Origin of the sequence: Paludibaculum fermentans (genome assembly GCF_051172195.1) — a bacterium.
In the GTDB taxonomy this organism is placed as follows: domain Bacteria; phylum Acidobacteriota; class Terriglobia; order Bryobacterales; family Bryobacteraceae; genus Paludibaculum; species Paludibaculum fermentans_A.
Window position 1 is genome coordinate 5,405,288 of record NZ_JBPJAQ010000001.1, and the last position, 24,362, is coordinate 5,429,649.

The 24,362-nt window shown below is 62.1% G+C and carries 22 protein-coding genes; 11 read left to right on the top strand and 11 right to left on the bottom strand.

What is annotated here, in order from left to right:
• Window positions 1-66: 66 nt before the first annotated feature.
• Together mqnC and ACR9Y2_RS21710 are read right to left on the bottom strand one after the other, a co-directional pair.
• Window positions 67-1,101, bottom strand: coding sequence for a cyclic dehypoxanthinyl futalosine synthase (mqnC, locus tag ACR9Y2_RS21705; protein ID WP_435043754.1), 1,035 nt, complete (start codon window positions 1,099-1,101; stop codon window positions 67-69).
• Complete coding sequence (locus tag ACR9Y2_RS21710; protein ID WP_435043755.1) at window positions 1,076-1,828, bottom strand: menaquinone biosynthetic enzyme MqnA/MqnD family protein; 753 nt, start codon at window positions 1,826-1,828, stop codon at window positions 1,076-1,078. The genes mqnC and ACR9Y2_RS21710 overlap by 26 nt, the downstream gene beginning before the upstream one ends.
• Window positions 1,829-2,293: 465 nt before the next feature.
• On the opposite strand from ACR9Y2_RS21710, the gene ACR9Y2_RS21715 reads away from it, so the two are divergent.
• Window positions 2,294-5,278: a hypothetical protein gene (locus ACR9Y2_RS21715; protein ID WP_435043756.1), complete on the top strand. Its 2,985-nt coding sequence runs from the start codon at window positions 2,294-2,296 to the stop codon at window positions 5,276-5,278.
• Between the two features lie 17 nt (window positions 5,279-5,295).
• Window positions 5,296-6,165, top strand: a complete 870-nt coding sequence (gene cas6, locus ACR9Y2_RS21720; protein ID WP_435043757.1) for a CRISPR system precrRNA processing endoribonuclease RAMP protein Cas6 — start codon at window positions 5,296-5,298, stop codon at window positions 6,163-6,165.
• Here the strand turns inward: cas6 and ACR9Y2_RS21725 are convergent.
• Window positions 6,077-8,323, bottom strand: coding sequence for a hypothetical protein (locus ACR9Y2_RS21725; RefSeq protein ID WP_435043758.1), 2,247 nt, complete (start codon window positions 8,321-8,323; stop codon window positions 6,077-6,079). The two genes, cas6 and ACR9Y2_RS21725, sit on opposite strands and share 89 nt — an antisense overlap.
• Before the next feature lie 143 nt (window positions 8,324-8,466).
• Here ACR9Y2_RS21725 and ACR9Y2_RS21730 point away from each other — a divergent pair, with 143 nt between their 5' ends.
• The 7 genes from ACR9Y2_RS21730 (at window position 8,467) to ACR9Y2_RS21760 (ending at window position 14,889) form a co-directional block, all read left to right on the top strand.
• A complete protein-coding gene (locus ACR9Y2_RS21730) occupies window positions 8,467-9,336 on the top strand; it encodes a TIGR00266 family protein (protein WP_435043759.1) in 870 nt (289 codons plus the stop codon).
• A 275-nt stretch (window positions 9,337-9,611) separates the two neighbouring features.
• Window positions 9,612-10,754 carry a response regulator gene (locus ACR9Y2_RS21735; protein WP_435043760.1) on the top strand — a complete coding sequence of 381 codons (1,143 nt, stop codon included), beginning with the start codon at window positions 9,612-9,614 and terminating at the stop codon, window positions 10,752-10,754.
• Window positions 10,755-10,825: 71 nt separating this feature from the next.
• Window positions 10,826-11,176 carry a hypothetical protein gene (locus tag ACR9Y2_RS21740; RefSeq protein WP_435043761.1) on the top strand — a complete coding sequence of 117 codons (351 nt, stop codon included), beginning with the start codon at window positions 10,826-10,828 and terminating at the stop codon, window positions 11,174-11,176.
• A 148-nt stretch (window positions 11,177-11,324) separates the two neighbouring features.
• Window positions 11,325-11,912: a hypothetical protein gene (locus tag ACR9Y2_RS21745; RefSeq protein ID WP_435043762.1), complete on the top strand. Its 588-nt coding sequence runs from the start codon at window positions 11,325-11,327 to the stop codon at window positions 11,910-11,912.
• A 39-nt stretch (window positions 11,913-11,951) separates the two neighbouring features.
• Window positions 11,952-12,779, top strand: a complete 828-nt coding sequence (locus tag ACR9Y2_RS21750; protein WP_435043763.1) for a DUF4159 domain-containing protein — start codon at window positions 11,952-11,954, stop codon at window positions 12,777-12,779.
• Between the two features lie 924 nt (window positions 12,780-13,703).
• Window positions 13,704-14,423 carry an RNA polymerase sigma factor gene (locus tag ACR9Y2_RS21755; protein ID WP_435043764.1) on the top strand — a complete coding sequence of 240 codons (720 nt, stop codon included), beginning with the start codon at window positions 13,704-13,706 and terminating at the stop codon, window positions 14,421-14,423.
• 106 nt (window positions 14,424-14,529) lie between these two features.
• Complete coding sequence (locus tag ACR9Y2_RS21760) at window positions 14,530-14,889, top strand: zf-HC2 domain-containing protein (RefSeq protein WP_435043765.1); 360 nt, start codon at window positions 14,530-14,532, stop codon at window positions 14,887-14,889.
• Between the two features lie 501 nt (window positions 14,890-15,390).
• On the opposite strand, the gene ACR9Y2_RS21765 is transcribed toward ACR9Y2_RS21760, so the two are convergent.
• The 5 genes from ACR9Y2_RS21765 to ACR9Y2_RS21785 form a co-directional block, all read right to left on the bottom strand.
• Window positions 15,391-16,053: a DUF5612 domain-containing protein gene (locus tag ACR9Y2_RS21765; RefSeq protein ID WP_435043766.1), complete on the bottom strand. Its 663-nt coding sequence runs from the start codon at window positions 16,051-16,053 to the stop codon at window positions 15,391-15,393.
• Window positions 16,050-16,607 carry a KdsC family phosphatase gene (locus ACR9Y2_RS21770; RefSeq protein WP_435043767.1) on the bottom strand — a complete coding sequence of 186 codons (558 nt, stop codon included), beginning with the start codon at window positions 16,605-16,607 and terminating at the stop codon, window positions 16,050-16,052. Before ACR9Y2_RS21770 ends, ACR9Y2_RS21765 begins: the two co-directional genes overlap by 4 nt.
• A gap of 195 nt (window positions 16,608-16,802) precedes the next feature.
• Window positions 16,803-17,885, bottom strand: coding sequence for a PfkB family carbohydrate kinase (locus ACR9Y2_RS21775; RefSeq protein WP_435043768.1), 1,083 nt, complete (start codon window positions 17,883-17,885; stop codon window positions 16,803-16,805).
• A 372-nt stretch (window positions 17,886-18,257) separates the two neighbouring features.
• Window positions 18,258-19,715: a decarboxylating NADP(+)-dependent phosphogluconate dehydrogenase gene (gene gnd, locus ACR9Y2_RS21780; protein ID WP_435043769.1), complete on the bottom strand. Its 1,458-nt coding sequence runs from the start codon at window positions 19,713-19,715 to the stop codon at window positions 18,258-18,260.
• Between the two features lie 346 nt (window positions 19,716-20,061).
• A complete protein-coding gene (locus tag ACR9Y2_RS21785; protein WP_435043770.1) occupies window positions 20,062-20,349 on the bottom strand; it encodes a hypothetical protein in 288 nt (95 codons plus the stop codon).
• Between the two features lie 1,010 nt (window positions 20,350-21,359).
• On the opposite strand from ACR9Y2_RS21785, the gene ACR9Y2_RS21790 reads away from it, so the two are divergent.
• Complete coding sequence (locus ACR9Y2_RS21790) at window positions 21,360-21,674, top strand: helix-turn-helix domain-containing protein (protein ID WP_435043771.1); 315 nt, start codon at window positions 21,360-21,362, stop codon at window positions 21,672-21,674.
• Window positions 21,675-21,735: 61 nt separating this feature from the next.
• Here ACR9Y2_RS21790 and ACR9Y2_RS21795 read toward each other — a convergent pair whose 3' ends face one another.
• Complete coding sequence (locus ACR9Y2_RS21795) at window positions 21,736-22,002, bottom strand: type II toxin-antitoxin system YafQ family toxin (protein WP_435043772.1); 267 nt, start codon at window positions 22,000-22,002, stop codon at window positions 21,736-21,738.
• 3 nt (window positions 22,003-22,005) lie between these two features.
• Window positions 22,006-22,260, bottom strand: a complete 255-nt coding sequence (locus tag ACR9Y2_RS21800) for a type II toxin-antitoxin system RelB/DinJ family antitoxin (protein WP_435043773.1) — start codon at window positions 22,258-22,260, stop codon at window positions 22,006-22,008.
• Window positions 22,261-22,616: 356 nt separating this feature from the next.
• Here ACR9Y2_RS21800 and ACR9Y2_RS21805 point away from each other — a divergent pair, with 356 nt between their 5' ends.
• Window positions 22,617-23,606, top strand: coding sequence for a ketopantoate reductase family protein (locus ACR9Y2_RS21805; protein WP_435043774.1), 990 nt, complete (start codon window positions 22,617-22,619; stop codon window positions 23,604-23,606).
• 225 nt (window positions 23,607-23,831) lie between these two features.
• On the opposite strand, the gene ACR9Y2_RS21810 is transcribed toward ACR9Y2_RS21805, so the two are convergent.
• On the bottom strand, window positions 23,832-24,257 hold the full coding sequence (locus ACR9Y2_RS21810) for a hypothetical protein (RefSeq protein WP_435043775.1): 426 nt from the start codon (window positions 24,255-24,257) through the stop codon (window positions 23,832-23,834).
• Window positions 24,258-24,362: the final 105 nt, after the last annotated feature.

Genomic DNA, 24,362 nt, shown 5'->3' on the forward strand with positions numbered 1-24,362 from the left:
GGAGAGCAAAAAGGGCGGTGCCAACCGGCGCCGCCCTTTTTGCGTCTTGAAACTGTTTTATGTTGTCTAGTTGAGGAAGTAGGTCCTGTACAACGTATCGCGCTGCTTCGGCACGAAGCCCGCTCCGCGAATAATGCGCCGCAACTCTTCTTCTGAAGCCTTGTTCCGCGCACCCGCCGCGCTCACCACGTTCTCTTCAATCATGATGCTGCCCACGTCGTTACCGCCGAACTTCAGCCCCACCTGGCACGTCTTCAACCCCTGCGTCACCCACGACGATTGAACGTTGATGATGTTCTCCAGGTACAGCCGCGAGATCGCCAGCGTCTTCAGATACTCGACGCCCGTCGCCTCTTCCTTCACAAACCGCCCCAGCGACGTGTTCTCGCGCTGGAACGACCACGGAATGAAGGCCGTAAACCCGCCCGTCTCGTCCTGGATCTGCCGCACGATCTCCAGGTGGTGCACCCGCTGCTCCAGCGTCTCGCCGCAGCCGAACATCATCGTCGCCGTCGTCCGCATCCCCAACTGGTGCGCCGTCTTATGCACCGCCACCCACTCGTCCACTCCGCACTTCAGCCGGCTGATCCGCTTCCTGACGTCGTCGTGCAGAATCTCCGCGCCGCCGCCCGGAATCGAGTCCAGGCCCGCGTCCCGAAGCCGCGCAATCGTATCCCGCAGATTCAAACCGCTGACTTCCGCAATGCAGGTGATCTCCGGCGCGGAGAAGCAGTGCAGCCACACCTGCGGGAACTTCACCTTGATCGCCCGCAGCATGTCCTCATACCACTCAATCTTGAGGTCCGGATTCAGCCCGCCCTGCATCAGCACGCCCGTCCCGCCCAGCTCCACCGTCTCCTGGATCTTGTCCAGAATCGTCTCGATCGGCAGCACATAGCCTTCGTTGTGCCCCATCGGCCGGTAGAACGCACAGAAACTGCAGTACTCCGTACAGAAATTCGTGTAATTGATGTTGCGGTCGATGATGTAGGTCACTACACCCTCGGGGTGCAGCTTGCGCCGGACGGCATCGGCCGCCATGCCGATCCCAATCAGGTCGTCACTCTCGAAAAGCTCAACGGCTTCCTGTGGTTTGATCATGGACTGGAGTCTCCGTGACGGCCGCCGGGGCGCCGTCCAACTCACGCACATACTCGAGATAGAGCGCCAGGCCCGCCGCCTCCTCGTCGCCAAGAAGGAAACAGATATTCCGTGTCAGGTATTGGTGCACCAGATCCTCGGAAAAGCCCCTGCGATCCGCCTCTTCCTTAATGATAGTGTCTAACTGGCCCAATCCGTACAGACAAGATGCCTTCAATAGCTCCGTCAGCTCGGGCGTCAGGTTCTCTTTCCGCCCGGACCACGCCGCAAAGACAAACGGCAGCCCCGTCATCTCCACCCACTCCTCGCCCAGGTCGAGGCACGGCATGTCGATTTCCGCCGGATCCAGCGCCAGCGCCGAATCACCGATGATCAGCGCCGCATCCGCCACGTCCAGCATGCCCAACAGGTCCGGATCCATCGTCACAATCGTCGGCGAGACTCCGTACTTCCGGGCCAGGATGACGCGCGCCAGTTGCACCGATGTGCGCGATCCCGAATCCACCGCCAGCGTCCGGATCTCTTCAAATGGACGATCGGAGATCAATAGGATGCTGCGCACCGGACCCCGGCACGCAATCCCGATCGGGATCCACTCCAATCCGTTCCGCGCCATCTCAATCGCCGGCACCAGCCCGACGTCGGCATCGCCTTGCGTCACCCGGTCGGCGCAGATCGAGGGTACCGCGAACGTCAGGTCCAGCAATCCACGTTGGGGACCATTCACCGCACCCCACACCAGGGGAGCTGTGTTTAAGTAACTGACGGCGCAGACTCTAGGTTTACGCCGGATTTCAGAGCGGAGGAGCAAATCCGAGTTTACCATCACCCGGCACTAGCCCTGTCCTTAGGACCTGAGCCACTGGCGAAGACAGGAAATGCATGTTATGGTGTACAAAGGCGGAGCTGCGACTTCGCCATTAAGGTCATGAAAATCAGACACTTGTTCGTATCTTTAGGCCTTCTGGCCTGTCTCGGAGTACACGCCTCGGCCCAGGTTGTTTTCAACACCAAGCCGACGAAAATATTCGGTCAGGCATTCCTCCCCACTCGCGTGGGTGAGATGCTTTATCCGCCCAGTTCCGCCCCTAACCGCACTAAAGCGAAGTCGCTTTACTCCCCTTATTCCGTTGCTGTCGATGCGGCTTCTTCCCCCGCCGCGGTCTATGTAGCTGACACCGGTAACCATAGGGTGCTCGGTTGGCGCGATTCCGCCAACTTTGCCAGCGGGGCTCCAGCCGACCTGGTCATCGGCCAGAAGGATTTCGATTCCGCCGTGCCCTATGGCGGCGGCGTTCGCGTCTCTGAAAGTTCCACCAACGTCTACGACCTCCAGGCTCTCAAAGACTATGGCGGAGGTCTGCGTACCCCCAGTAGCGTGCTCATCGTCAGCGACTACCTGTTTGTCATGGATGCCGGCAACAACCGGATTGTCCGCTTCCGGCGGCCCTTCGAAGCCCTCGATGCCGGCGCCGCCATCAAACCCGACTTTGTCATCGGCCAGCCCGATTTGAAGTCCTACTTCCCGAATCAGAGCTCCGCCACCAACGCCGGCCCCACCGCCTCCACCATCAAGACGAATCTTGGTACGGCGGGCACCCAGACGGCCGGGCTCGCCGTGGACGGAGAAGGCAACCTCTGGCTCGCCGACGCAGGCAATCACCGCATTCTCCGCTACGCCGCCGGCGACGTCACCGGCCCGTCCAATGTGGACGGCGGGAGTGCCTCTGTTTCGGCCAACCTCGTCCTCGGGCAGACCGACTTCAATACCACCGTCGTCAACGCCGGACGCTATAGCAGCGCCACCGACCAGGGCAGCAAAACCGCCATCCGCTACGGCGGCCCGCTCGCCTTCGACACCAACGGCAACCTGTACTTCGCCGACGACCTCGCCCGCGTCCTCGTGTGGGGCCCCCCGTTCTCGAACGGCAAAGCGGCTGCCCGCGTCCTGGGCGTCTATACCGCGGTCAAGGGTACCCCTGCTCCGGCCAGCGTCAACGACCTCACTTTCGGCTTCTCCCTCTCCGGCACCACCGCCCAGAATGCCGTCTACAACGGCGGCCCGCGCGGCCTCTTCTGCATCGGCGAAAACCTGTTTGTGGTCGACTCGCTGAACAACCGCGTCGTCCGCTACGATCCGCCCACCAGTTGGCCGGCCGAAGACCTCGCCAACGGCGTCTTCTCACCCCACATGACAAATGTGTACGGTCAGAACGACTTCAGCACCCGCAATCCCAATACCGCCGATAACCTCGAACCGAACCCCTGGGGCTACAACTACCCCGTCAGCGCTACCTTCGCGAACGGAGAAATTTACATCGCCGAGGCCGGCAATCACCGCGTCACTGCGCGGCCCTTCGATTCCGCCGCCCGCACCTTCGGCGCCGCCACCCGCATCCTGGGCCAGTTCGATTTCCCCTTCAAAGCGCCTAACTTCATCGAAGGCGCGGAGTTCTCCGCCGGCACCCTGCCCGCTAACGGAGTCTCCATCGGACCGTCGCTCGCCATCGATCGCACGTCCGAAGTCCCGCACCTCTTCATCGCCGATACGGGCAACAACCGCATCCTCTGCTTCGCCGATGCCCGCGGCTTCACCAATCAGAGCCGCGCCGACTTCGTGCTGGGCCAGGTCGATCCCTATCGCAGCCTCGCCAACTCGCCCTTCAATAACACCGCGACACCCGGGCCGGATGGTCTTTACCTGCCCGCCGACGTCAAGGTGGATCCCCAGGGCAACGTCTGGGTGGCCGATACCGGCAACGGCCGCGTCCTGCGCTACCCCAATCCCTTCACCCGCACCGACGGCCTGCTCACGCCCGACCTCGTCATCGGCGCACCCGATTTCAACTCCGCCCTCGCCACCGAGGTCAGCCGCGACCGCATGTACCTCCCCAGCGGCCTCGCCTTCACCCCCGAGGGCCACCTGGCCGTGGCCGACATAGGCCTGCATCGCGTCATGCTGTTCAAGTACCCCTCCGTCAACGGCCAGACCGCCGACATCGTCTTCGGCCAGGTCGACGGCTCCACGGCCACTGCCGGCAATCTCCAGGAACAGTTGAACTCGCCCCGCGGCATCGCCATCGACAGCTTCGGCCGCCTGTTTGTCGCCGATACCGGCAACTCCCGCATCCAGATCTGGGATGACGTGAATAACGCCTACACCGACGGGCTTCCCTCCCAGTTCGTGCTGCCCTCGGCCACCGTAGGCATTCCGATCTCCATCACCATCGATCCGAAGACCGAGGCGATCTGGGTTGCTGAGAGCAGCAATCTCAACCGCATCCTGCGCTTCCCCAGCTACGGCGAATTGCTCGGCTCCGGCACCATCGCCGCCAATTTCCTCATCCAGGTCATCGGGCCGCGCAGTGTCGTCCTCGACGGTCAAGGCAACCCCGTGATCATGGATTCCGCCAACCGCCTGACGATGTACTATCCGCGGTTGACGGTGACGAACAGCGCGAACGGCTTCAGCCGCGTTGCACCCGCCATGCTGGGCCTGCTGCGCGTGCAGGGCGCTACCCTCGTCCCCGACACGGTCACCTCTTCCGATTCGCCCCTGCCCATCAACCTGGGCGACGTGGAAGTCCTGGTCAACGGCGTCAACGCGCCGCTCACCAAGGTCTCCGGCGAAACCCTCAACCTGATCGTGCCCAAGGCCACAGCGCCCAGCGGTACGGCTGAATTCCTGGTCCGCCAGGTCAGCACGGGCCAGATCCTCGGCTTCGACCGGATCTCCATGTCCCCCATCTCGCCCGGCATCCTGTTCCAGGGCGACGCCATCTTCACCACCGGGCCCGCCAAGGCAATGAACCAGGACGGCTCGGAGAATTCGGCCTCCAAACCGGCCAAGATCGATCAGGAACTCACTGTCTTCCTCACCGGTTATGGCAACTTCGACGGCCTGCCCGACGACGGCCTGGCCCCCGGCAGCGACGTTCCGGTGCCCGGCGACGTCCTCGCTTACCTCCTCGGCAGCACCAGCGCTACTCCGGCCCAGGTGGTCTCTTCCACCCTCGATCCGGATAAGCCCGGGTTGTGGCGCGTCAAGATCAAGGTGCCCACCACGCTCAGCAACGGATCGTACACCGTGAACCTCGTGTATAAGAGCACGCCGACACTCATCCCGCCTGGATCGTCAACCATCCAGGTGAGACCGTACGTCGTCATCTCCCGCTAGCGGTTAGGGTTGTTCTCATGGCGGCAGGCTTGGACCTCGAAATCCTCGCCTGCCGCCTTTCTCTTTGCGCCCGCCGGCCCCTCTTCTTTCCTACCCCCGCCTCCAATCGTTTCCGCGGCGCCCTCGGCTTCCAACTGCCCGAAGAACTCTTCCGTCCCGTTTCCGCCGGCGGCCCCAGCGGGCTCCGCGACCGTCCGCGCCCCTTCACCCTCCGCTGCCATCTCCTGGACGGCCTGGAACTGGCCGAAGGCGCGCAGTTCTCCCTGGACCTGCATCTCTTCACTCCGGATCCCGCTCCCTTTCAAAATGCGTTCCAGAGCCTGGAATGGCTGGAAGTTGTTGAATGGACGACCGTCCTGCACCGCCTGAACCTCGCTCCGGAGGGCGATAAACAACACTTGTCGTTTGGCGGTCCCGACGCGCAGGCCGAAAAACGACAGGTGTTGTTTATCACTCCTACTGAGTTGAAACCACACAACGGACCCCAACCGCCGCCCTTTCAAATCCTGCTCGCCCGCGCCTGCGAACGCATCTCCGCCCTGCGCTCCTTCTATGGCAGCGGCCCCCTCGACTTCGATTTCCGGGCTTTGTTGGAGCAGGCCGCCGCCGTCCGCTGCACCGGCGGAGCACTCTCCTGGCACGACGCGCAGCGCCGCAGTGGCCGCTCCGGCCAGGTTCATCCCTTAAGCGGCTTCACCGGTTTTGCGGAGTATGAGGGCGCACTGCGCCCGTTCCTGCCCTGGCTGGAGGCCGCCGCGTGGACCGGCGTCGGCCGCCAAACCGTTTGGGGCAAAGGCGTTATGGCGTTGCAGTGCCCGGCAGTACCAGCTTCGTCGAGGGAGCTCCCTCCACTTGCGCCGTCAATGTCTGGGCCGGATCCCAGTTGAGCCAGATCCAACCGTTGGAGTCCGTGCGCAACTCCTGGTCCAGACCCTCCACCACAACTTTCACCCCCAGGTAGGGTAGCTCGTTGCGATCGGTCACTTTCAGCACCAGTAGCGTATCTTCCTGATAATACTTGACCAGCCGCACGTCGGAAGGCGAAGCCTGCACCGCCACGCGCGCCGCCGAGTCCTCGTGCTTCCCGTCGGCCGCCTTCGCGCCCAGGTCCGCCACGCCCGCCGCCAAAGCCTTCACGCGGAATTCCGCGGACGTCGCGCCCTTGGGAATCACCACCGAATCCGGCGCTTCCAGCGTTTCAGCCGACCGTGTCAGGGCAATGCTCAAATCCTCGGTCGCCGGGCTGCCGATGGAAACGCTCGCCGTGGCCGCTCCGCCCGCCACCAGGCCGGCCGCCGGCCAGACCGATAACCGCATCATTCCACGCAGCTTCGCGTCCAGCGAGGCACGCTGGCCGGCCGCATTGGGGTAATAGCGCTCAAACTCCGCTCGGTATACCTCCAGCTGGGCGATCTCTTCCGCCTTGGGCGTAGACCCCTCGGGCACCACCATGATGAAGGCGGTCCGGAACTGGCGCTGCGCCACGGTCGAATCCGGCACGCGTTGCCCTTCCGCCGCGATCACATCGTCCACGCTGATGTCCTGACGCTCGCCTCGAATCGAAATGCCCATCTGCGGGAATGTCGAGTTCGAATACTGGCTGCCCTTGACCAGGAACGTCGCCGGCACTTCGGCGGCCGGCCGGAAGCCCATAAGGTACTGATCCAAAGGGGAATACCCCGCCACCGTCGCCGTGGTGAGGAAGCGATTGGCAGCGCCGGGGCCATTGTCCACAATGCGGTTGCCTTCCAGCAGCGAAGCCTCGGAGTTGAAGTTGAAGCTCCAATGCGCGTTCTGCGTCCCCAGCATCGGCCGGGCCAGTGGATTCAACGGGTCGCGGACGCTGGCCAGCGCCAGGAACAGATGCCCCGCCTCGTGGCCGATCAGGGTCATCGTATTGTCGCCGGTAATCGCTCCACGGCTGCCCACCCGGGCATACGGATCGGCCGGATACTGCCGCAACGGACCCATGTTGAGAACAGCTTGCAGGCGGTGGGAGGAGCCGTAAGCGTCGCCGGCCCAGGTGGGCGTGTCGCCGATGCCCTGCCGCAGGCTGCGCACCGTGGTCTCGTAGGCCAGTGCCCCGGCTGCCGCCGCGATGCCGGACGTGTTGAAGATCGCCAGGTAATCGTACGCGTCCTCATGCGTCTGGTAGAACCGCTGGGCCACGCGCACAATATCGATGTCGAGCGTCGTGCCGAACCGCTCGGCCACCGTGGCGCCATAGAAAGTGCTGGTATCGTTTAGAAACGAAACCACTTCCGTCTCGCCCGCGAGATAGCCCGGCGAAATGCCGGTGACCACTTCACTGGCCGACACCTGTTGGTAGGTGAACGTGATGTGGCCGTTGGTCCACATCGCCATCTGGAACGTCTGGCGGGGGCCTATGCCGTAGTCGCTATACTCCGGCACATTGCGCCACGTGACCACCACGTGGTCGCTACCGGTCCATACCCGCACGTCGCAGTTGGGCTGCGTCGGATCCAGGTCGTCGAACAGGGGCGCAATCCGGGGCGGTCCCGAGCTCAGCCGGCCCAGGCTGCGCGCAGCCGTGGCGAACTCGGGCTGCTCCACCGTCACATTGCCGTCGGAATGGACATATATGCGGTCGCGTAGCGTGCCGTAAAACGGGACCTGGATGGGCAGGTCGACCGCGATGGCGTCGTCGTCACCTAGCCCGCTGAGCACCTGTCCGGCCGAAGCGGCCGCGGCGTCGAATTCCGCCGGACGCACCGCGAAGCCATAGGGCGAGGAGGTTCCGATGAGGGGAATGAAATCCAGTGTTTTCCCCTGGAGATTGAACGGATTGCGGCTGGCGATCACGCCGTCCGAATCATCCATCACCGCGATGTCGCCGTAGTCCTGTTGGAAGGCCGCCGCCTGGCGCGTGCCCAGGGCTTTCCGCTGGCGGCTGCTGACGCGGTGCAAGTTCTGCTTTTCCAGCCAGTTGCCGTGCTCGGTCGCACAGGTGGCGGGACTGGTCCGGGCGCCAAGCGGGCAACCCAGCAGCAGCCAGCAGCACAATACTGAACAAATGCGGGACATTCTACGTTCCATTTATCGATGCCGCTCCCTACTCGCGGAATAGCTCCCAGTAGTAGAATGTCACCGCGGAGGCGGTGAGCGCCAGCGAAGGAGTCGCGAGGCTCCCTATGTTCACGTAACCCCGACACGGAGGAAGAGTTTCCATGCCCTTTTGCACCAGTTGCGGAGCTGAGGCGGGTGGCGCCAGCAGGTTTTGCGCGCGCTGCGGAGCCATTCTGCCTGGAAGCACGCAAAGTGCTCAATTCACGCCAGTTGCGGTGGAAGAGCCGCTCGACTACACGATTCAGGGCGACAATCTCCAGGTGGCCCGCCTGAAGCTGAAGCCCGGCCAGGAGGTCTTCGCCGAGGCCGGCAAGATGCTCTATAAGACGCCCAGCGTGCAGTGGGAGTCGCGCATGTCTGGCGAGACCCTGGGTCAGAAGATCTGGGGCGCGGTGAAGCGCAAGCTGATGGGCGAGTCGCTCTTCTGGACTCATTTCCGGGCCGGCGGCGCGGGCGGGGAAGTCGGTTTCGCCGGAGCCTATCCCGGCCGGATTCAGGCCTTTGAGCTCAAACCTGCACAGGCGGTCCTGGTCCAGCGGGACAGCTTCATCTGCGCGCAGCGATCAGTGAATGTCGATATCGCCCTGGTGAAGAAACTGGGTTCCGGCTTCTTCGGCGGAGAAGGCTTCATCCTGGAACGCATCACCGGTCCCGGCGTGGCGTTCATCCATGCGGGCGGTGATTTCATCGAATTCACGCTCGCGCCGGGGGAAGTCCTGCAGATTGATACCGGCTGCATCGTTGCCTTCGACGACGGAGTGGACTATGACATCCAGATGGCCGGCGGTATCAAGACAGCCATCTTCGGTGGCGAAGGTCTTTTCCTGGCTACGCTTACGGGGCCCGGGCGCGTGATCATCCAGAGCATGACTCTGGAGAAGATGCGGCGCGAACTGGCGCCGGGGCGCAGTGGCGGAGATGAGCGGGGTCCACTCGAGTCCCTCGGCGGCTTCTTCAACAGCGACGACTAGACCTATTTGTCAAGAATTCCGGGCGTCTGGAGGCCTACACTCCAGGCGTCCGGTTCCGCATTTCAATCTGTATTCTCTCTTACAGAAAACCCCCAATTTCTTCAATGGATTGTCAGTATTAGCGCTACTGAAACGGCTGGCACCTGAGAACCCACCTTAGCCTCTATCCTTCGGGTTCTCCTAAACTTTCGGTGGAATCTCGCCGATGACTCATTCAGGTATCAATGAGTCCGAATCGGCTCAGACTTTCGACATTCACAGCGAGGCCGGCGGCCGTGCCTGCCCCCGGTCATCCGGCGGAAAGCAGCTCCACCCCCAAGCTGCAGTTCCTGGCTAGCCTGAATCACGAGATCAGGACGCCTCTCAGCGGCATTCTCGGCATGGCCGACCTGCTGCTGGAAACTCAGTTGGATGACGAGCAGCGGGACTATGTCCAGGCGGCGCGGCAGTGTGCCCACGGCCTGTTTGATCTGTTGAACGATACCCTGGAATACACTTCTCTTTCTTCCGGTTGCGTCCAATTGGACGAAGCGGAATTCCACCTGGAAGACACGCTACACAACGCCGCGGCGGAGCATATGCCGCGGGCCAAGGGAAAAGGGCTGGAGCTGCGCTACCTGCCGGACGACAAGCTGCCGCGCACGGCCATCGGCGACGCTTATCGCGTGCGCCAGGTGCTGACGCTGCTCATCCAGCACGCCATTCAGACCTCGGAGAGCGGCGACATCCTGGTGCAGGCGAAGTCAGAAGCCGTCATAGGCCGCAAGTTCACCCTGCACCTTTCAGCACGCTGCACCAACACTTCAATCACCCCGGAGCATGTGCGCGAAGTCTTTGAGACGTTCGACCATGTGGAAGATGGCGGAATGCGCCGCTTCAACGGCATCAGCCTGGGGCTGGCGCTGACGCGCCGCGTCGTACAACTGCTGGGCGGCGACCTCGTCCTGGAGGGCGGCACCGGCGGTGGCAGCCTGATGACCGCCGAAATCCCGCTGCAACTGCCCAAGCCCGTGCTGGTCCAGCCGAATCAGCGCGGCAGCCAGGCCAAGCCCAATACCGTCCGTTTGCTGGTGGTGGAAGACAACCGGATCTCGCAACAGGTTCTCAGCGCCATTCTGACCAAGGGCGGCTTCGAGTTCGACTGCGCCAGTGACGGGCCCGCCGCCATTGCCGCCGCCACGGCGCGGCAATACCAGCTCATCCTGATGGATCTGCAGATGCCGGGCATGGATGGCCTGGAGACGACCGATCATATCCGCGCGATGCAGAATTACCTGGACGTGCCCATCCTGGCCCTGACGGCCGAGGTATCAGACCTGGTGCGCGCGCAGTGCCGCCAGAAGGGCATGGCCGCCTTCCTGAACAAACCGGTCCACGCCTCCGTACTGCTGGCCGAAGTCCACGCCCACCTCAGCTAGACTCCAGGCGCAGTGCCCGCGAGCATCACGTCAAACAGGAGAACCGGGTCTGGATGGGGTAAAATGGCGCCATGCGCCTCTCCTTCGACAACGATGATCTTGGACGCCTGGTCTGCACCTTTCACGATGGCGCCAGTACGACCACGGCGTGCGCGGCCGATGGCCCAATTGCCCTGGCAGCGTTGCGGGAAGCGCTGGAGGCGTTGGAGCGGCACGGCGAAGCGGAGTGCTTCTGGCTGCTGGCAACGGGTGAATACCGGTGGGTCTTCCGCCGCATGGGGGCGCGCCTGCGGCTGGCCGTACTGTGGTGTGAGAGCGTCGCGATCGGCTTCCAGCATGTAGTCTGGGCCGAAGACAATTTCGAGTCGTTCACGACCATGCTGCGCAGTGAACTGTCGCGCTACGCGGTGACGCTGCGTTGATTCGCAGAATCTGAAATCCACACGAAAAACCGCCATTTTCGCAGCCACTTGCACAGGGTTGGTGGTAGGCTATTTTCTTGGATACGACGCGGCCGGAGGGGCCGTGCTCATGTCCAAGGTCTAGGGTCCGGTTGGCTCAGCCTCGGTCATGGCAAAGTCGAAGCACAATCTGGTGTGCTGCCCGAAGTGCGCGTCAGGCGACGTGTCCGTCAGGCTGCCGCGCGGCGTCTACGATTTCCTGATGGAGCTATGCGGGTCTTACCGTTTCCGCTGCCGCAACTGCCAGCATAAATTCCGCGGCAACCCGGTGCGATTCAAAGACCTGTTCTACGCCAAGTGTCCCGGCTGCCTGAATCAGGATCTGTCCGCCGCGCGGCCCGACCTGGTGCAGACCGGCGTGATGATGTCGCTGCGTTCGGCGCTGGGCGCCAATAAGCATCACTGCGAGCATTGCGGCGCGGTGTTTGCGAGTTTCCGTCCGGTTCGCAACCCCAGCCACCAGTCCGCCCCCATGGTTTCGCGCGGAGCCAGATTCAAGAACGAGCCGCCGGAGATTCAACCGATGAGCCTGCCGCAGCCCGTGCTGCAGGCCTGGGAGTGGGTGCTGCAGCCGCCGCGCCTCGTCGTGCGGTTGCGTGTGCGGTATAAGCCAAGGCGGAAAGAGCGTCCCGCTTCAGCGCTGGCGGAACAACAAACGTCCGCGGCGGCCGGGTCCCATCCCACCCTTCTGGAGTAGCGCCGCGCGGGATGCTATTCTCTGGCTAGACGACTGGCCATGAATCTTCGAACGGTTCGCTGGCTCCTAGCACTGGGCATCCTTGGCGTCGGCTTGGTCTGCGCCTATCAGAAGCCCTTCCGCGAGTTTCCGGGCTTTGAGAACGAAAACGACCCGCTGCCTTCCGACTATGCCGAGAAATCAGAGTGGGTATTCGCGCGCCTGATGTATCCGCCCGTGGGCGGGTTCCGCTTCCGCCGCGGCGGTGGCGACTGGTCGCAAGGCAATTCCTTCTGGACAATGGACTATCCGCGCGCCGACCGGCACTTCGCCCGCGCGCTGCGCCGGCTCACCCGGATCCACGTCCGCTCAGTGGAGCAACCAGTAAATCTCGACGAGGGCGACGACGTGTTCAACTGGCCGTGGATGTACGGAGTCGAAGTCGGGCACTGGAATCTCACCGATGCGCAGGTGGTGAAAATGAGGGAGTATCTGCTGCGCGGCGGCTTCTTTATGTGTGACGATTTTCACGGTACGCGCGAGTGGGCCATTTTTGCCGAAAGCATGCAGCGCGTGTTCCCCGACCGGCCCATCGTCGAGATCGAATCACGCGACCCGATCTTCCACATCCTATATGATCTCGATGAACGCTACCAGATTCCCGGTGAACAGTTCGTCGAAAGCGGGCGAACCTATGAACGCGACGGCTATGAGCCGCATTGGCGCGGGATCTACGACGACAAAGGCCGGCTCATGGTGGCCATTTGTTTCAACATGGATATCGGCGATTCGCTGGAGTGGGCCGATGTCCCGGCCTACCCTGAGAAGTACTCCGCTTTGGGGATAAGAATCGCCGCGAATTATGTAGTCTACTCAATGACGCACTAAAGAGTAGAGTCTTGTTTGTGGCACCGCGATAGCGCCTTTATCTCCGTCCGCGCCGCTGCCGTTCCCTCCCGTTTGTCCCGCATCGCCACCCCTTTTCGAGAATCCTCCCCGCGCAAGGCCACCGCTCCAGCGCCTTCCTAGCGCTTGCGGGCTGTTCCGTCGCCGCTCAATAAGATGAATGAATGCAGCGGGTTGGCTAGCAGCAGGAGCAGCAGTCGCGAACCAGGCCGGGTGGGTTGGGCAGGTGCCTCGGCGGCGGGGTTCAGCTGGAATTGGAGGGATTGCTCATTATGCCGGGGAGCTGCCCAAGAACTATTGAGAATATTCGTTGGAGATATCACTAGCTACGAAGTGGAACACCCTGATATGGCTGTAAAGAAAGAACGAAAATTAATCTGCCATCTCGCGTAGATGCTGATATGATTTCTACGAGTACTAATGGTCAGGGTACTCCCATGTCATCGTCCATCCAATATTAACCCTCCCCGGAGGGGTAATGACCATTGTCGTTTGGAGTCTCGCTCTGTCGAACCTCGGGTCCTTTCCGAATTCATTTCTGAGTGCGTCTGTGTCGACTCGCACACCTGGCAGGAGGACTGTTCTGTCCTCCGGAGCGGGCGGTTTTGGGGCCGCCCCGCGCTCCCGGAAAGGGCCGCAGGCGTGCACCGCTGTTCGGAGGTTCGGTTTGTCTGGGCCGCACGAGAATCATGTCCGTCAGTTTGGGCTGAATTCGGACATTAAGATCGTATTAGCTATAAGGCAAAGTGCCATTCGCAGCCAGCATGGGCTGGCCGTCCGGGACCGGCACGAGAGCGGAGCGGCCTCATTCAGGCCGCGAGGGCAATGCCGATTCAAAGCAGGAGTAGGCGGTCCATCCCCCCGATGTGGAACCACCTATTTCGTTGTGGGCAAGGAGTGACCTGCATGCAAAGATATTCGAGTGAGGGAACGCGGAAAGAACCGGATGATGAGACCGCTCCCAGCGGTTTGTCGGCTGTCCCGGCGGCCGAGGCCCAACGCACGGAAGGAGAGACACCCGAATTTGGCGGCGCTCGCTGGACGGCGCTGGTGGAGCGGATCCAGAATAGCGACAACAGCGCGATGGAGGAGCTTTACCGCATATTCTCGCGCGGCGTCCGGTATTATCTTTGCCGGCACCTGGGGCCTCAGGAGTTGGACGACAAGGTTCATGATACGTTCCTGATTGTCGTGCAGGCCATCCAGAGCGGCGGGCTCAGGGAGCCTGAGCGGCTGATGGGCTTTGTGCGCACGGTGGTGCGCCGGCAGGTGGCCGCCTTCATCGATTGCGCGGTGCAAAGCCGCCGCGAATTCGCCGATATGGAAATGGGCGGGCGGGTACCCGATATTCGTCAGAATCCTGAGCAACGGGCGATCCAGGACGAGAAGATGGCGTTGATGGTGCGGGTATTGCGCGGCATATCCCGTCGCGACCGGGAGATCCTCACCCGTTTCTATCTGTATGAACAACCTCAGGAGCAAATCTGCGAGGAGATGAGCCTCTCGGAGACCCAGTTCCGGCTGCTTAAGTCGCGGGCCAAGGCCAGGTTCGGGGAAATGGGCCGGCGGCGGTTGTCGCACACCGGGCTGACTGAAAAAGTATTGAGAAGAGCGTCAGGCGGCTGACACTAGTCTAGTGAATCGACAATTAGACCTGTTCCGGCCGGCGTTTCGTTGAGATACTAGGATCTGAATACCTAGACTGAGCGCGCTGGTTTCTTGGAGGCTGCTCATGACTTCATTGGGCTGGGAGGACGACGGCGCGCAGGAGGGCCTGATGCTGCGTCGTTCTGTTGGCAAGTGCCTGACGGAAGCCGAGATGGAAGATTATCTGGCCAATCGCCTGTCAGGCGTAACGCGCGAAGTGATCGAAGAACATTTACTGGTTTGTGCCAAGTGCCTGGACTCTGTCGAGCAGGAAGAAGAGTTTGCAGGCGTATTTCGTTCCGCTGCCATGCAGATTGAAGCCGAGGAGATGGAGAAGAGCCTGTCGGCGGAAGCCGGGTCGGCGCCAGTGGACATTCCTGTGCCCGATGAGCCCGGGGTAGGGAACTGGTGGTCGCGGGTGTTACGACGAGTGTTTGGAAGGTAAGGTGGCTCGGGGGCTCGGAAGGACTTGCTCGCTTGAGGATGTGGGTGGATGAGTTTGCGACTCGGTTGTCGTTGGGGTTCGGTTTGGTTTTTGGGGTGTTGGGTGATCGGGGTTGGGGATTGCTGGGAACTCCACGGATTACTGACGTGGCGGCTCCCTGTGCGACGCGGTTGAACTTGGAGGGTGCGATTGGGGCTTGGGGATTTACGGGGACTCCACAGCATACGGACGTGAGAGGCTCCCTGTGCGACGCGGCTGAACTTGGGGGCTGCGATTGGGGCTTGGGGATTTACGGGGACTCCATAGCATACGGACGTGAGAGGCTCCCTGTGCGACGCGATTGAACTTGGAGGGTGCGATTGGGGCTTGGGGATTTACGGGGACTCCCCCGCTTACTGACGTGCGCGGCTCCGGTTGCGGCGCTCCGGTTGCGGCGCAGCACCAGTTCCGGAACGTGAGTGACGGGCTAGGCGTGCCACCGCAGGGCGGCCTGCCCGGGTCTCAGAACACGCGGCGCTTCAGGCGCTCCACTGTGAATTTGGCCGTGTCGGCCACTGCCATCACCGTCATCACTCCGGCCTGCACCGGATCCGTGACCACCAGGTCGGCGGCGTCCGGCACGCTGCCCGCCATGTTCAAACTCACCACCAGTAGCCCTTGCGCCCGCACCTCGCGTACCGCCTTTTCGATATCCCCACCCATTAACGATCCGGCCAGGACCAGGGCGCGCGCACGAGGCAGGCGGGGTACGGCTCGCACCGCATCGGCCAATGCCTGCTCGCCCACCAGCGGGATCGTATCCACCGAAATATGCTCGCCGCGGATGTTGTGGCGGTCCGCTTCCATGATGGCTCCGATGGCCACCTGGCCCACCTGCGCTCCGCCGCCCATGATGATGATGCGCTTGCCGTAAATCTTCTGCAGGCTCTTCTCGGACGCCACCGACTTCACGGCCGGCAGCGCGCCGATGTCCACCAGCAGGGCGGCCGGCGCCGTCTCGAGCTCGATTTCGAAGTAGATGCGCGATTCCGCCGGGTCCGGGCTGGAGAGCATCTCCACCGAGAGGATGTTGCCGTTGTGCGCGGCGATGATCCCGGTGAGCTCGTGCAGCACACCGGGGGCGTTCACAACGGAGATGACGGCGCCAATACGTTCCAGGCTCATGCGATTACTTCATAATGACGCAAAATGCCTTCCCACTTCCCCTGGGCGTCGAGGATTACCTCGGTGGCTTCGCGCAGGGCGCCGGATCCGCCGACGGCTTTCGTCACGTAGTGGGCGCAGCCCTTCACTTCCGGCGTAGCGTTGCCGACGGCCACGGAGAGGCCGACGCGTTTCATGAGGATGGCGTCGGTGAGGTCGTCGCCGAGGTAGGCGATCTCGTCCGGAGTGAGTCCGGAATCGGTCAGGATCTCCTGGAAAATCGGCAGCTTCTCGGTGTTGCCCATGTAGCAGTAGGTCATGTGGCTGCTGCGGGCGCGCTCGGCCGTGGCCTGCGCGTCGCGGCCGCTAATGAGGCCGGTCTTGATGCCGGTGCGATAGAGCCACTGCAGGGCGATGCCGTCCTGGGAGTCGAACAGCTTCACTTCAAACAGGCCGCCGGCCGGATTGGGGACATGGAAATACTTCCCGTCGGTGAGGACGCCATCGACGTCCATCAGGACCAGCTTGATCTTGGCGGCGCGCTCGCGCACCTCAGGGGTAACGACAGGGGGCATGGATGAATTCTCACTTACGGGTACTGGAAGTTGCCAGCTATCAGCGTACGGGATTTGGGGCGGGTGGCGCTGCGCTATCCGTGTGGATCCGTGTCCATCAGTGGCCCATCTTCTCTGGCCACGGATTCACACGGATGCACACGGATTTCGGAAGTCCGGCGGCGGATTCCCGTCTGGATGGCTAGCGCTGGATGACTAGCGTTGGATGCGCGCCGACCCGCCCTTGGCGAACGCCTTAACCATGTCCACCGTGGCCATGGTGGTGTCGCCGGGGAACGTGGTCAGCAGCGCGCCATGTGCCCAGCCCAACCGGACCGCTTCGTCGGGCTCGAGCCCGGTCAGCAGGCCGTAGAAGAAGCCGGAAGCGTAGCCGTCGCCGCCGCCCACACGGTCGAGCACATCGAGCTCAGCCGTCGGCGTGACATAGGTCTGGCCGTCGATCCAGGCCACGGCGCCCCAGCTATGCCGGTTGGTCGAATGGACCTCGCGGAGCGTGGTGGCGACGATTTTCACCTTGGGATACTTCTCGACGACCTTGTCGATCATGCCGAAGAAGGTGCTGGGATCGAGCTTCGACTTGGCGGCAACCTCGGGTCCGGGAATGCCGAGACCCATCTGCAGGTCCTCTTCGTTGCCCACCAGCACGTCGCAATGCTCGACGATGCGGGCCAGAACGGAGAGCGCCTTCTCGTGGCCGCCCCAGATGTTCCAGAGCTTGGCGCGGTAGTTGAGGTCGAACGAGGTGATCGCGCCGGCGGCCTTGGCGGCCTTCATGCCTTCGATGATCAGCTCGCCGGTGGTCTCAGACAGGGCAGCGAAGATGCCGCCGCTGTGGAACCAGCGCACGCCCTGGCCGAAGATGGCCGGCCAGTCGAAATCGCCGGGCTTCAGCTGGGCGCCCGCTTCGTTGCAGCGGTTGTAGAACACGACCGGAGCGCGCACGCCCTGGCCGCGATCGCTGTAAACGGCGGCCATGTTGGGGCCGTTCACGCCGTTGTGCTTGAAGCGCTTGTAGAAGGGCCTCACGCCCATCCCTTTGACGCGCTCGGCGATCAGGTCGCCGATGGGGTAGTCGACCATGGCGCTGGCGACGCCCGTGTTCAGGCCGAAACAGTCGGCCAGGTTGGCGGCGCAGTTGAACTCACCGCCGCTGACGTGAATCTGGCAGCCCGCGGCCTTGCGGAACGGGATGACACCCGGATCCAGACGGTGGACCAGGGCGCCCAGGGACAGGAAGTCCAGCGCGCCTTCCGGAAGAATATTCAAACCATATTTCATTCGAGAATCCCTCTCTATATGTACTTTCCCAGAGTTCGATAATCCGTGGGGTTGCGGCCTGTAAGCTGTCAGCGATCAGCGGTCAGCTGTCAGCTACGAGCACCCCGCGGCCGATACCACGCGTGCCGGCTGGTGATACCTGGGCATCATTCCAGTATCAGCTGGAAACCACTAGCCTTCAGCGATCAGCAATCAGCCGTCAGCTACCAACGATACTCGCCTGGCCGAACCGCGAGAGCTGAAAGATGCACGCTGAAAGCTAAAGCACCAAGCAATCAGCTATCAGCGATCAGCCGTCAGCTACCAACCAACCTCGCCGGGTCAACCCGCGCAAGCTGAAAGCTGATAGCTGACCGCTGACAGCTATGCAAGCTAGACAGTGTAGATGCCGGAAGCGACGCGTCCGCCGCGGCCGGTCCAATTCGTATGGAAGAACTCGCCGCGCGGCTTATCGACACGCTCATAGGTATGCGCGCCGAAGAAATCGCGCTGGGCCTGCAGCAGGTTCGCCGGCAAACGGCCCGTGCGATAGCCATCATAGAACGCCAGGGCGGTCGTGAAGGCGGGGGTCGGTACGCCGTACTGGATCGCCTGGATGATCGCCCGCCGCCAGGAGGCCTGGTAGTTCACCAGCAGGCTGGTGAAGAACTCGTCCAGCAGCAGGTTGTTCAGGTTCGGGTTGTTGTCGAAGGCGTCCTTGATCTTGCCCAGGAACCGGCTGCGGATGATGCAGCCGCCGCGCCACATGAGGGCGATGCCGCCGAAGTTCAGGTTCCAGCCCTGTTCCTTGGCCGCTTCCCGCAGCAGCATGTAGCCCTGCGCGTAGCTGATCACCTTGGAGCAGTACAGCGCGCGGCGCACGTCTTCAATGAAGGCGGCGCGGTCGAGTTCCGAAGTGTAGCCCGGACCGGGCAGGATCGCCGAGGCAGCCACGCGTTCGTCCTTGATGGCCGACAGGCAGCGCGAGAAGACCGCTTCACCGATCAGCGTGACGGGCATGCCCAGGTCGAGCGCGCTGAGGCACGTCCACTTGCCGGTGCCCTTCTGGCCCGCGGTGTCGAGGATCTTATCGACGATGGGCGAGCCGTCTTCATCCTTCTTGGCAAAGATCTGGCTGGTGATGTCGATCAGGTAGCTGTCGAGCTCGCCCTTGTTCCAGTCATCGAACACTTCGTGGAGTTCATCGGCATTCAGGCCCAGGCCGTCCTTCAGCAGTTGGTAGGCTTCGCAGATCAGCTGCATGTCGCCGTACTCGATGCCGTTGTGGACCATCTTGACGTAGTGGCCGGCGCCGTTCTCGCCCACCCAGTCGCAGCACGGAGTGCCGTCTTCCACCTTGGCCGAGATGGCCTGGAAGATCTCTTTCACATGCGGCCAGGCAGCCGGATTCCCACCGGGCATGATGGACGGACCGCGGCGCGCGCCCTCTTCGCCACCGGAGACGCCGGTGCCGATATAGAGGATGCCCTTCTCTTCCAGGCTCTTCGTGCGGCGGTTGGTGTCGGGGAAGTGGGAGTTGCCGCCATCAATGATGATGTCGCCTGCTTCGAGGTAAGGCAGTACGGCTTCGATCATGCGATCGACCGTGTCGCCGGCCTTGACCATCAGCATGACGCGGCGCGGGCGCTTCAGCAGGCTCGCGAGCTCTTCCATCGAGTGGGCGCCTTCCACCATCGTGCCCTTGGCTTCGTTGGCGAGGAAATCGTCTACTTTGGAGACCGTGCGATTGAAGACGGCCACCTTGTAGCCGTGGTCGTTCATATTCAGGACCAGGTTCTGGCCCATGACAGCCAGGCCGACGAGGCCGATGTCACAACTTGCGGATTGCATATTCGCTCCTGATGAATGCCTTCATAGCCTCCGCCGCGCGGCGATAAGAGGGACCGCGGGCCGGCGAAGATCGGAATGATTTTCAGCAAAGGCGAGGCTCCGCCATTGCTGGCGTCCTGGCCCCGGCGGGTTACAACTGTCCAGAATTGCCATGTCAGTTGACTGGACGAGACTATCATACAGCAAAATCCGAATTGGGTGCCGGAGGGCATTCACGGGAGTGGCGGGTCGCCTTGAGTCGAGGTGGGAAAGTGGTCAACGGGCCGGATTGGGAGCCGATGGGAGGAGCGACTCTTGGAGGTTGGAGCCACTGGAGGCCCGCGTTGCGAAGGGCGGGGAACTCCCGCTAACTGCACCCTTCCACCAGTTCAATCGCGGCGAGCGTGCCGATTCGAAACGAAGTAACACGCTGGCCGTCCGTCTCGAAGAGGATGCCCCACTTCGGTTCTGCCTTGCCGGGCGGCAGGTACTGCAAGTAGTGGCCCCCGTCGACGTAGGTGTGAGGTTGTACGGTCATTCCGCCGGGATAGAGTTTCTTGATGCGAGCTTCGGCGTCGCCTATGGCCGCTCCGGTTGTCGTCTTGATCTGGTAGCGAAAGACATCGATCCGGACGAGGCGCCCCTCGGCGAACATCAAGCCAACGCCCTGCGGAATTCGTGTGCTTTCGAGATAGGCACATTCAGTGAGCGGAACGTCTGGCTCGTTCCCTGCAAGCGGGGCCTTGGGATCACTCAGAACGCTGCGGACTTGGTCGAGGGACATGCCGAGCCGGATGGGGCCGGCACCGCGCAGAGAGACGGTCCATTCGGCGGCGCGTGCGTCTGCCGGATAGAAGCAAGCGAGAATGAGACATGCGCTGCTGAGAACTGCGGGCCTGTTCACAAGAAGAAAGATAGCAACTGGTAATCGCTGAGCGAAAGTCAGTCCAGTATGAAATGGGTGATTCGATCTGCCAATAGGGTCTGCGGACGTCCCATTTCTTGCCGATAGCCGTCATTGTCGTGATGTTGCGAGGTGTGCACTCCTCACCCTACACGTGCGTGTGTGATACCTTCGATTTGCAACGCGAGGGAAGGGCCGCACTTTTTGCGAGGTGCCAGAGGCGTAAGCTGACCGCGCCCAGGGACTTGGGCACCGTCTGCGGGCAACGGTCGGACGCAGACCACGCTCGCGTTGTGAATGGAGCTCATGAACGGAGCCCTCGGAGAAAACAGGACGTCAATGGTCTGTCCCCCCGAATTGTCCCAGATAAATCCACTCTCGACAGTAATGAATGGCCGGCGGTGCTTCCTCAGGTTGTCTACGACTCGCTGCCCGCGTAGGTCGGGAAAAGGGGACGTCCACTGGCCTGTCCCTGTGCGAATTGGCGCAGATGCATCCACTCTCGACAGTAATGAATGACCGGCGATGCTTCCTCAGGTTGTCTACGACTCGCTGCTCGCCTATGTCGGCAAGAAGCTCACGCGGCGGTGGCTCCATCGCCGGAAATTATGGTTCTGAGCACTGCTCCCTGTCTGCGAGGGCCAATCGAGTCTCGTAGGACTTCGGGAAATGGCATTTTGGAGATTCCGCTCCTGAATGGTAGTAGAGAAAAGCGACCGTGACAGGCCAGGACGTCCGCCTTTCAGAGGAAGGAGAGAGCCATGAAGACCCCGATCGACACAACGATCACCATGGGCAGCGGCGACGTTTTCACCGACCTCGGTTTCTCGCCCTCGGAGTCCCGCAACTTGCGGCTGCGGGCGCAGATGATGACGGCCCTGAGGAAGTTCATCGAGAAGGAGGGACTGACGCAAGCGGACGCGGCCAAGCGCCTAAAGGTCAGTCAGCCGCGCACCTCGGACCTGACGCGCGGCAAGATCAGCCGGTTCTCGCTGGACACGTTGGTCAACATGCTCGGCGACGCCGGCTTGGAAGTCGACCTCCGGATCAAGCAGCCATCGAGACGTGTGGCCTGATTGCCCGGCACGCCCGTCGCAACACGGGTACCTGCGCTGCGGCGGGGCCTCGGCGACGCCTTCAGAACGGATCCGCGTGCGTTCCCGTGCGAACGAGGTAAAGGTCCTCGCCATCAATCTTGTAGATCACTGGCCAATCCGGTTCGATGTGGCAGTTGCGGAAGTGCTTCCACTCCCCGCCGAGAGGATGGTCCTTATAGCGCCGCGGCAACGGACTGCCCTCAATCAGCAGCAGGATCGCATCGTGCAACTTCGCCATGTCCTTGCCGCGCTTTTGAGCAAGTTTCACATCGCGCCCGAACTGCCCGCCCGTAATCGGGTTCCGCAAGATCTAGATGCCCAGGTCCTTGAACAGCGCATCGGCGGACTTCTGGCGTTTGCCCTGGCCCTTGTCGGCAGCGCGCATCGCCTTCACCGTGGTCGCATTCGGGACCTTCACCGCAAAAGGCAGGGCCTTCTCTGCCACCACCCGGACCAGCAGCATGCGGACCGCATCGGATACGGAGATGCCCATGGCAGCAAGTGTCTTCGTGGCCCTCTGCTTCGTCTTCTCGTCCACGCGAACGTGAATCATCGTGGTCGACATAATTGCCCTCTGAGATACATTGTATCTCGCAAGTGAGCGTGCCCCGACGCACTTCAGCCGGAGGTGAACCTCCGTGCAAACCACAGACAAAGGGGCAAGGGGATCCGGGGCAGGACATCCACCTTTCGCAAGGTCAAGAAGCTCGCTTGGCGGTGGCCCCTCACCGGGATTTCTGGTGCTGAGAACAGCATCCGGTCTGCGCGGATCGCTCAGGTCTTGTAGGACCTCAGAAAATGAAATTCTAGAGATTCTGGTATTGAATGTCTGCAGCAAAAAACGATCGTGACGGACCAGTGACGTCCCGATTTCCATGCCAATCAGGGGCGGCGTGCTGCCATGCTGAGACCATAACCAACATGAAGATGTCGCCCAACTCATTGATTTGGTCCACGCCTCCGAGAATTCTTGTCTACGGTGCGGGTGTCGTTGGAACTCTGCTTGCCTCCCGGCTGAAGCGTGCTGGTCAAGATGTCACAGTGCTGGCTCGTGGGAGGCGACTCACCGATATTCGGGAGCATGGTCTTGTTCTCGAAAATCAAAGTACAGACGAGCGTACCGTCACCCTGGTGACGGCCATTGACCACTTGGCACCTGACTCCACATATGACTTGGTCTTTGTCGTAATGCGCAGGAACCAGGTCGATGCAGTTCTGCCAGCGTTGGCTGCGGCACGCAAGGCGTCGACGATCTGCTTCATGGTGAATACCGCGTCTGGCTACACCATGTGGAGCGAGGCAGTTGGGCACGAGCGGCTACTCCTTGGCTTTCCGGGGGCTGGGGGCGTCAGAAACGGTCCCGTCGTCCGCTACGCGTTTGCGCCCACATGGATGCAGCCGACTACGTTCGGAGAGCCAGACGGGCAGGTCACAGCCCGCCTCAAGGCCGTACTGCGGATGTTTCGCAGCGCGGATCTACCGGTTACCACCTGCTCCGACATGCGAGCGTGGTTGACTTCACACGTGGCGCTAGTCAGCCCACTGGCGAACGGCATCTACCTCGCCGGTGGCGACAGTTGCCGGTTGGCAAAGCAGGTCGACACAGTTCGACTGATGGTGGACGCGATCCGAGAGGGATTCACTGTCGTGCGTGCAGCAGGCTTGAATGTGGTGCCCTTCCAACTTCGACTGGTGGAACGCACGCCGCAGGCGCTTGTTGTTTCCGCGCTGCGGGCCTGGGCAGGCACCGGCCATTTCGAGACGGTTGCTAAGGCACACGCAATCGCGGCAGCGGATGAAATGCAGGTCCTCGCCCACGAGTTTGCCTTGCTGGCCCGGACGGTCGGCGTCAGGACCCCCGCGATCGATCGTTTAAGAGAAGCGTGCGACACCTTTGCTCGACGGCCCTAGTGGGCATTTGCGCATCGGGCATCTCATTCGCGCCAAACATTGCAGCGAGGCAATTACCTGACGCCTTCCCGTTCTGGCCAAGTACACGAGTGCCCAGACTGCCGCGGAGCCAGCCGGTCACATCATCCATGCCAGGAAAGTGGGACATCCGCGAAGTTCGACTTGTCTACGTGTCGGCTCTTCGAACACCAGTGGAGCTGTTCGACGCGCATGGTCGCTCTGTCGCTACAAAGTGGTGGGGCTTGCATGGCTGAGCGAACCAGGATGTCCTGGGCGACCCGATTCCCCAGTCCACCGGTCGCGACCGGCCCCGTGTGGGCATTGCGTGCTTGGGGTTCCATCCGCGCAATCGACGCCTTCTTCATGCGGGCAGCCGATGATCCTGTCCGTCACCACGATCGACAGGGCGCCATGCGCCTTCACGAACGCAATCACCTGCTCGCCAATCTCCGGGTCGGTGCGCACGTCCGTGTCCTGGGCAAACCAGCGCTCCATCGGATCGGGGTCGCATCCTTCGTCGGGAAAGATGGACGCCACCACTTTCGTGGCGAAGTCCACCGCCGGTCCATAGAAGGCCAGCGTGGCGATGGGGTAGCCGCGGAAGCCGCGCTTGGCCTTTTTGCAGAGCCAGGCAGTCGTACGTCCCTTCATGATGCTCTCAGTGTTGACCCTCTCTCCGTCCGCGGCGCCATGCCGCAGCTCCTCGCTCACGTCTCGCGCCACCAATGCCAGTCCTGCTCCTGGTCGAGCAGCCCC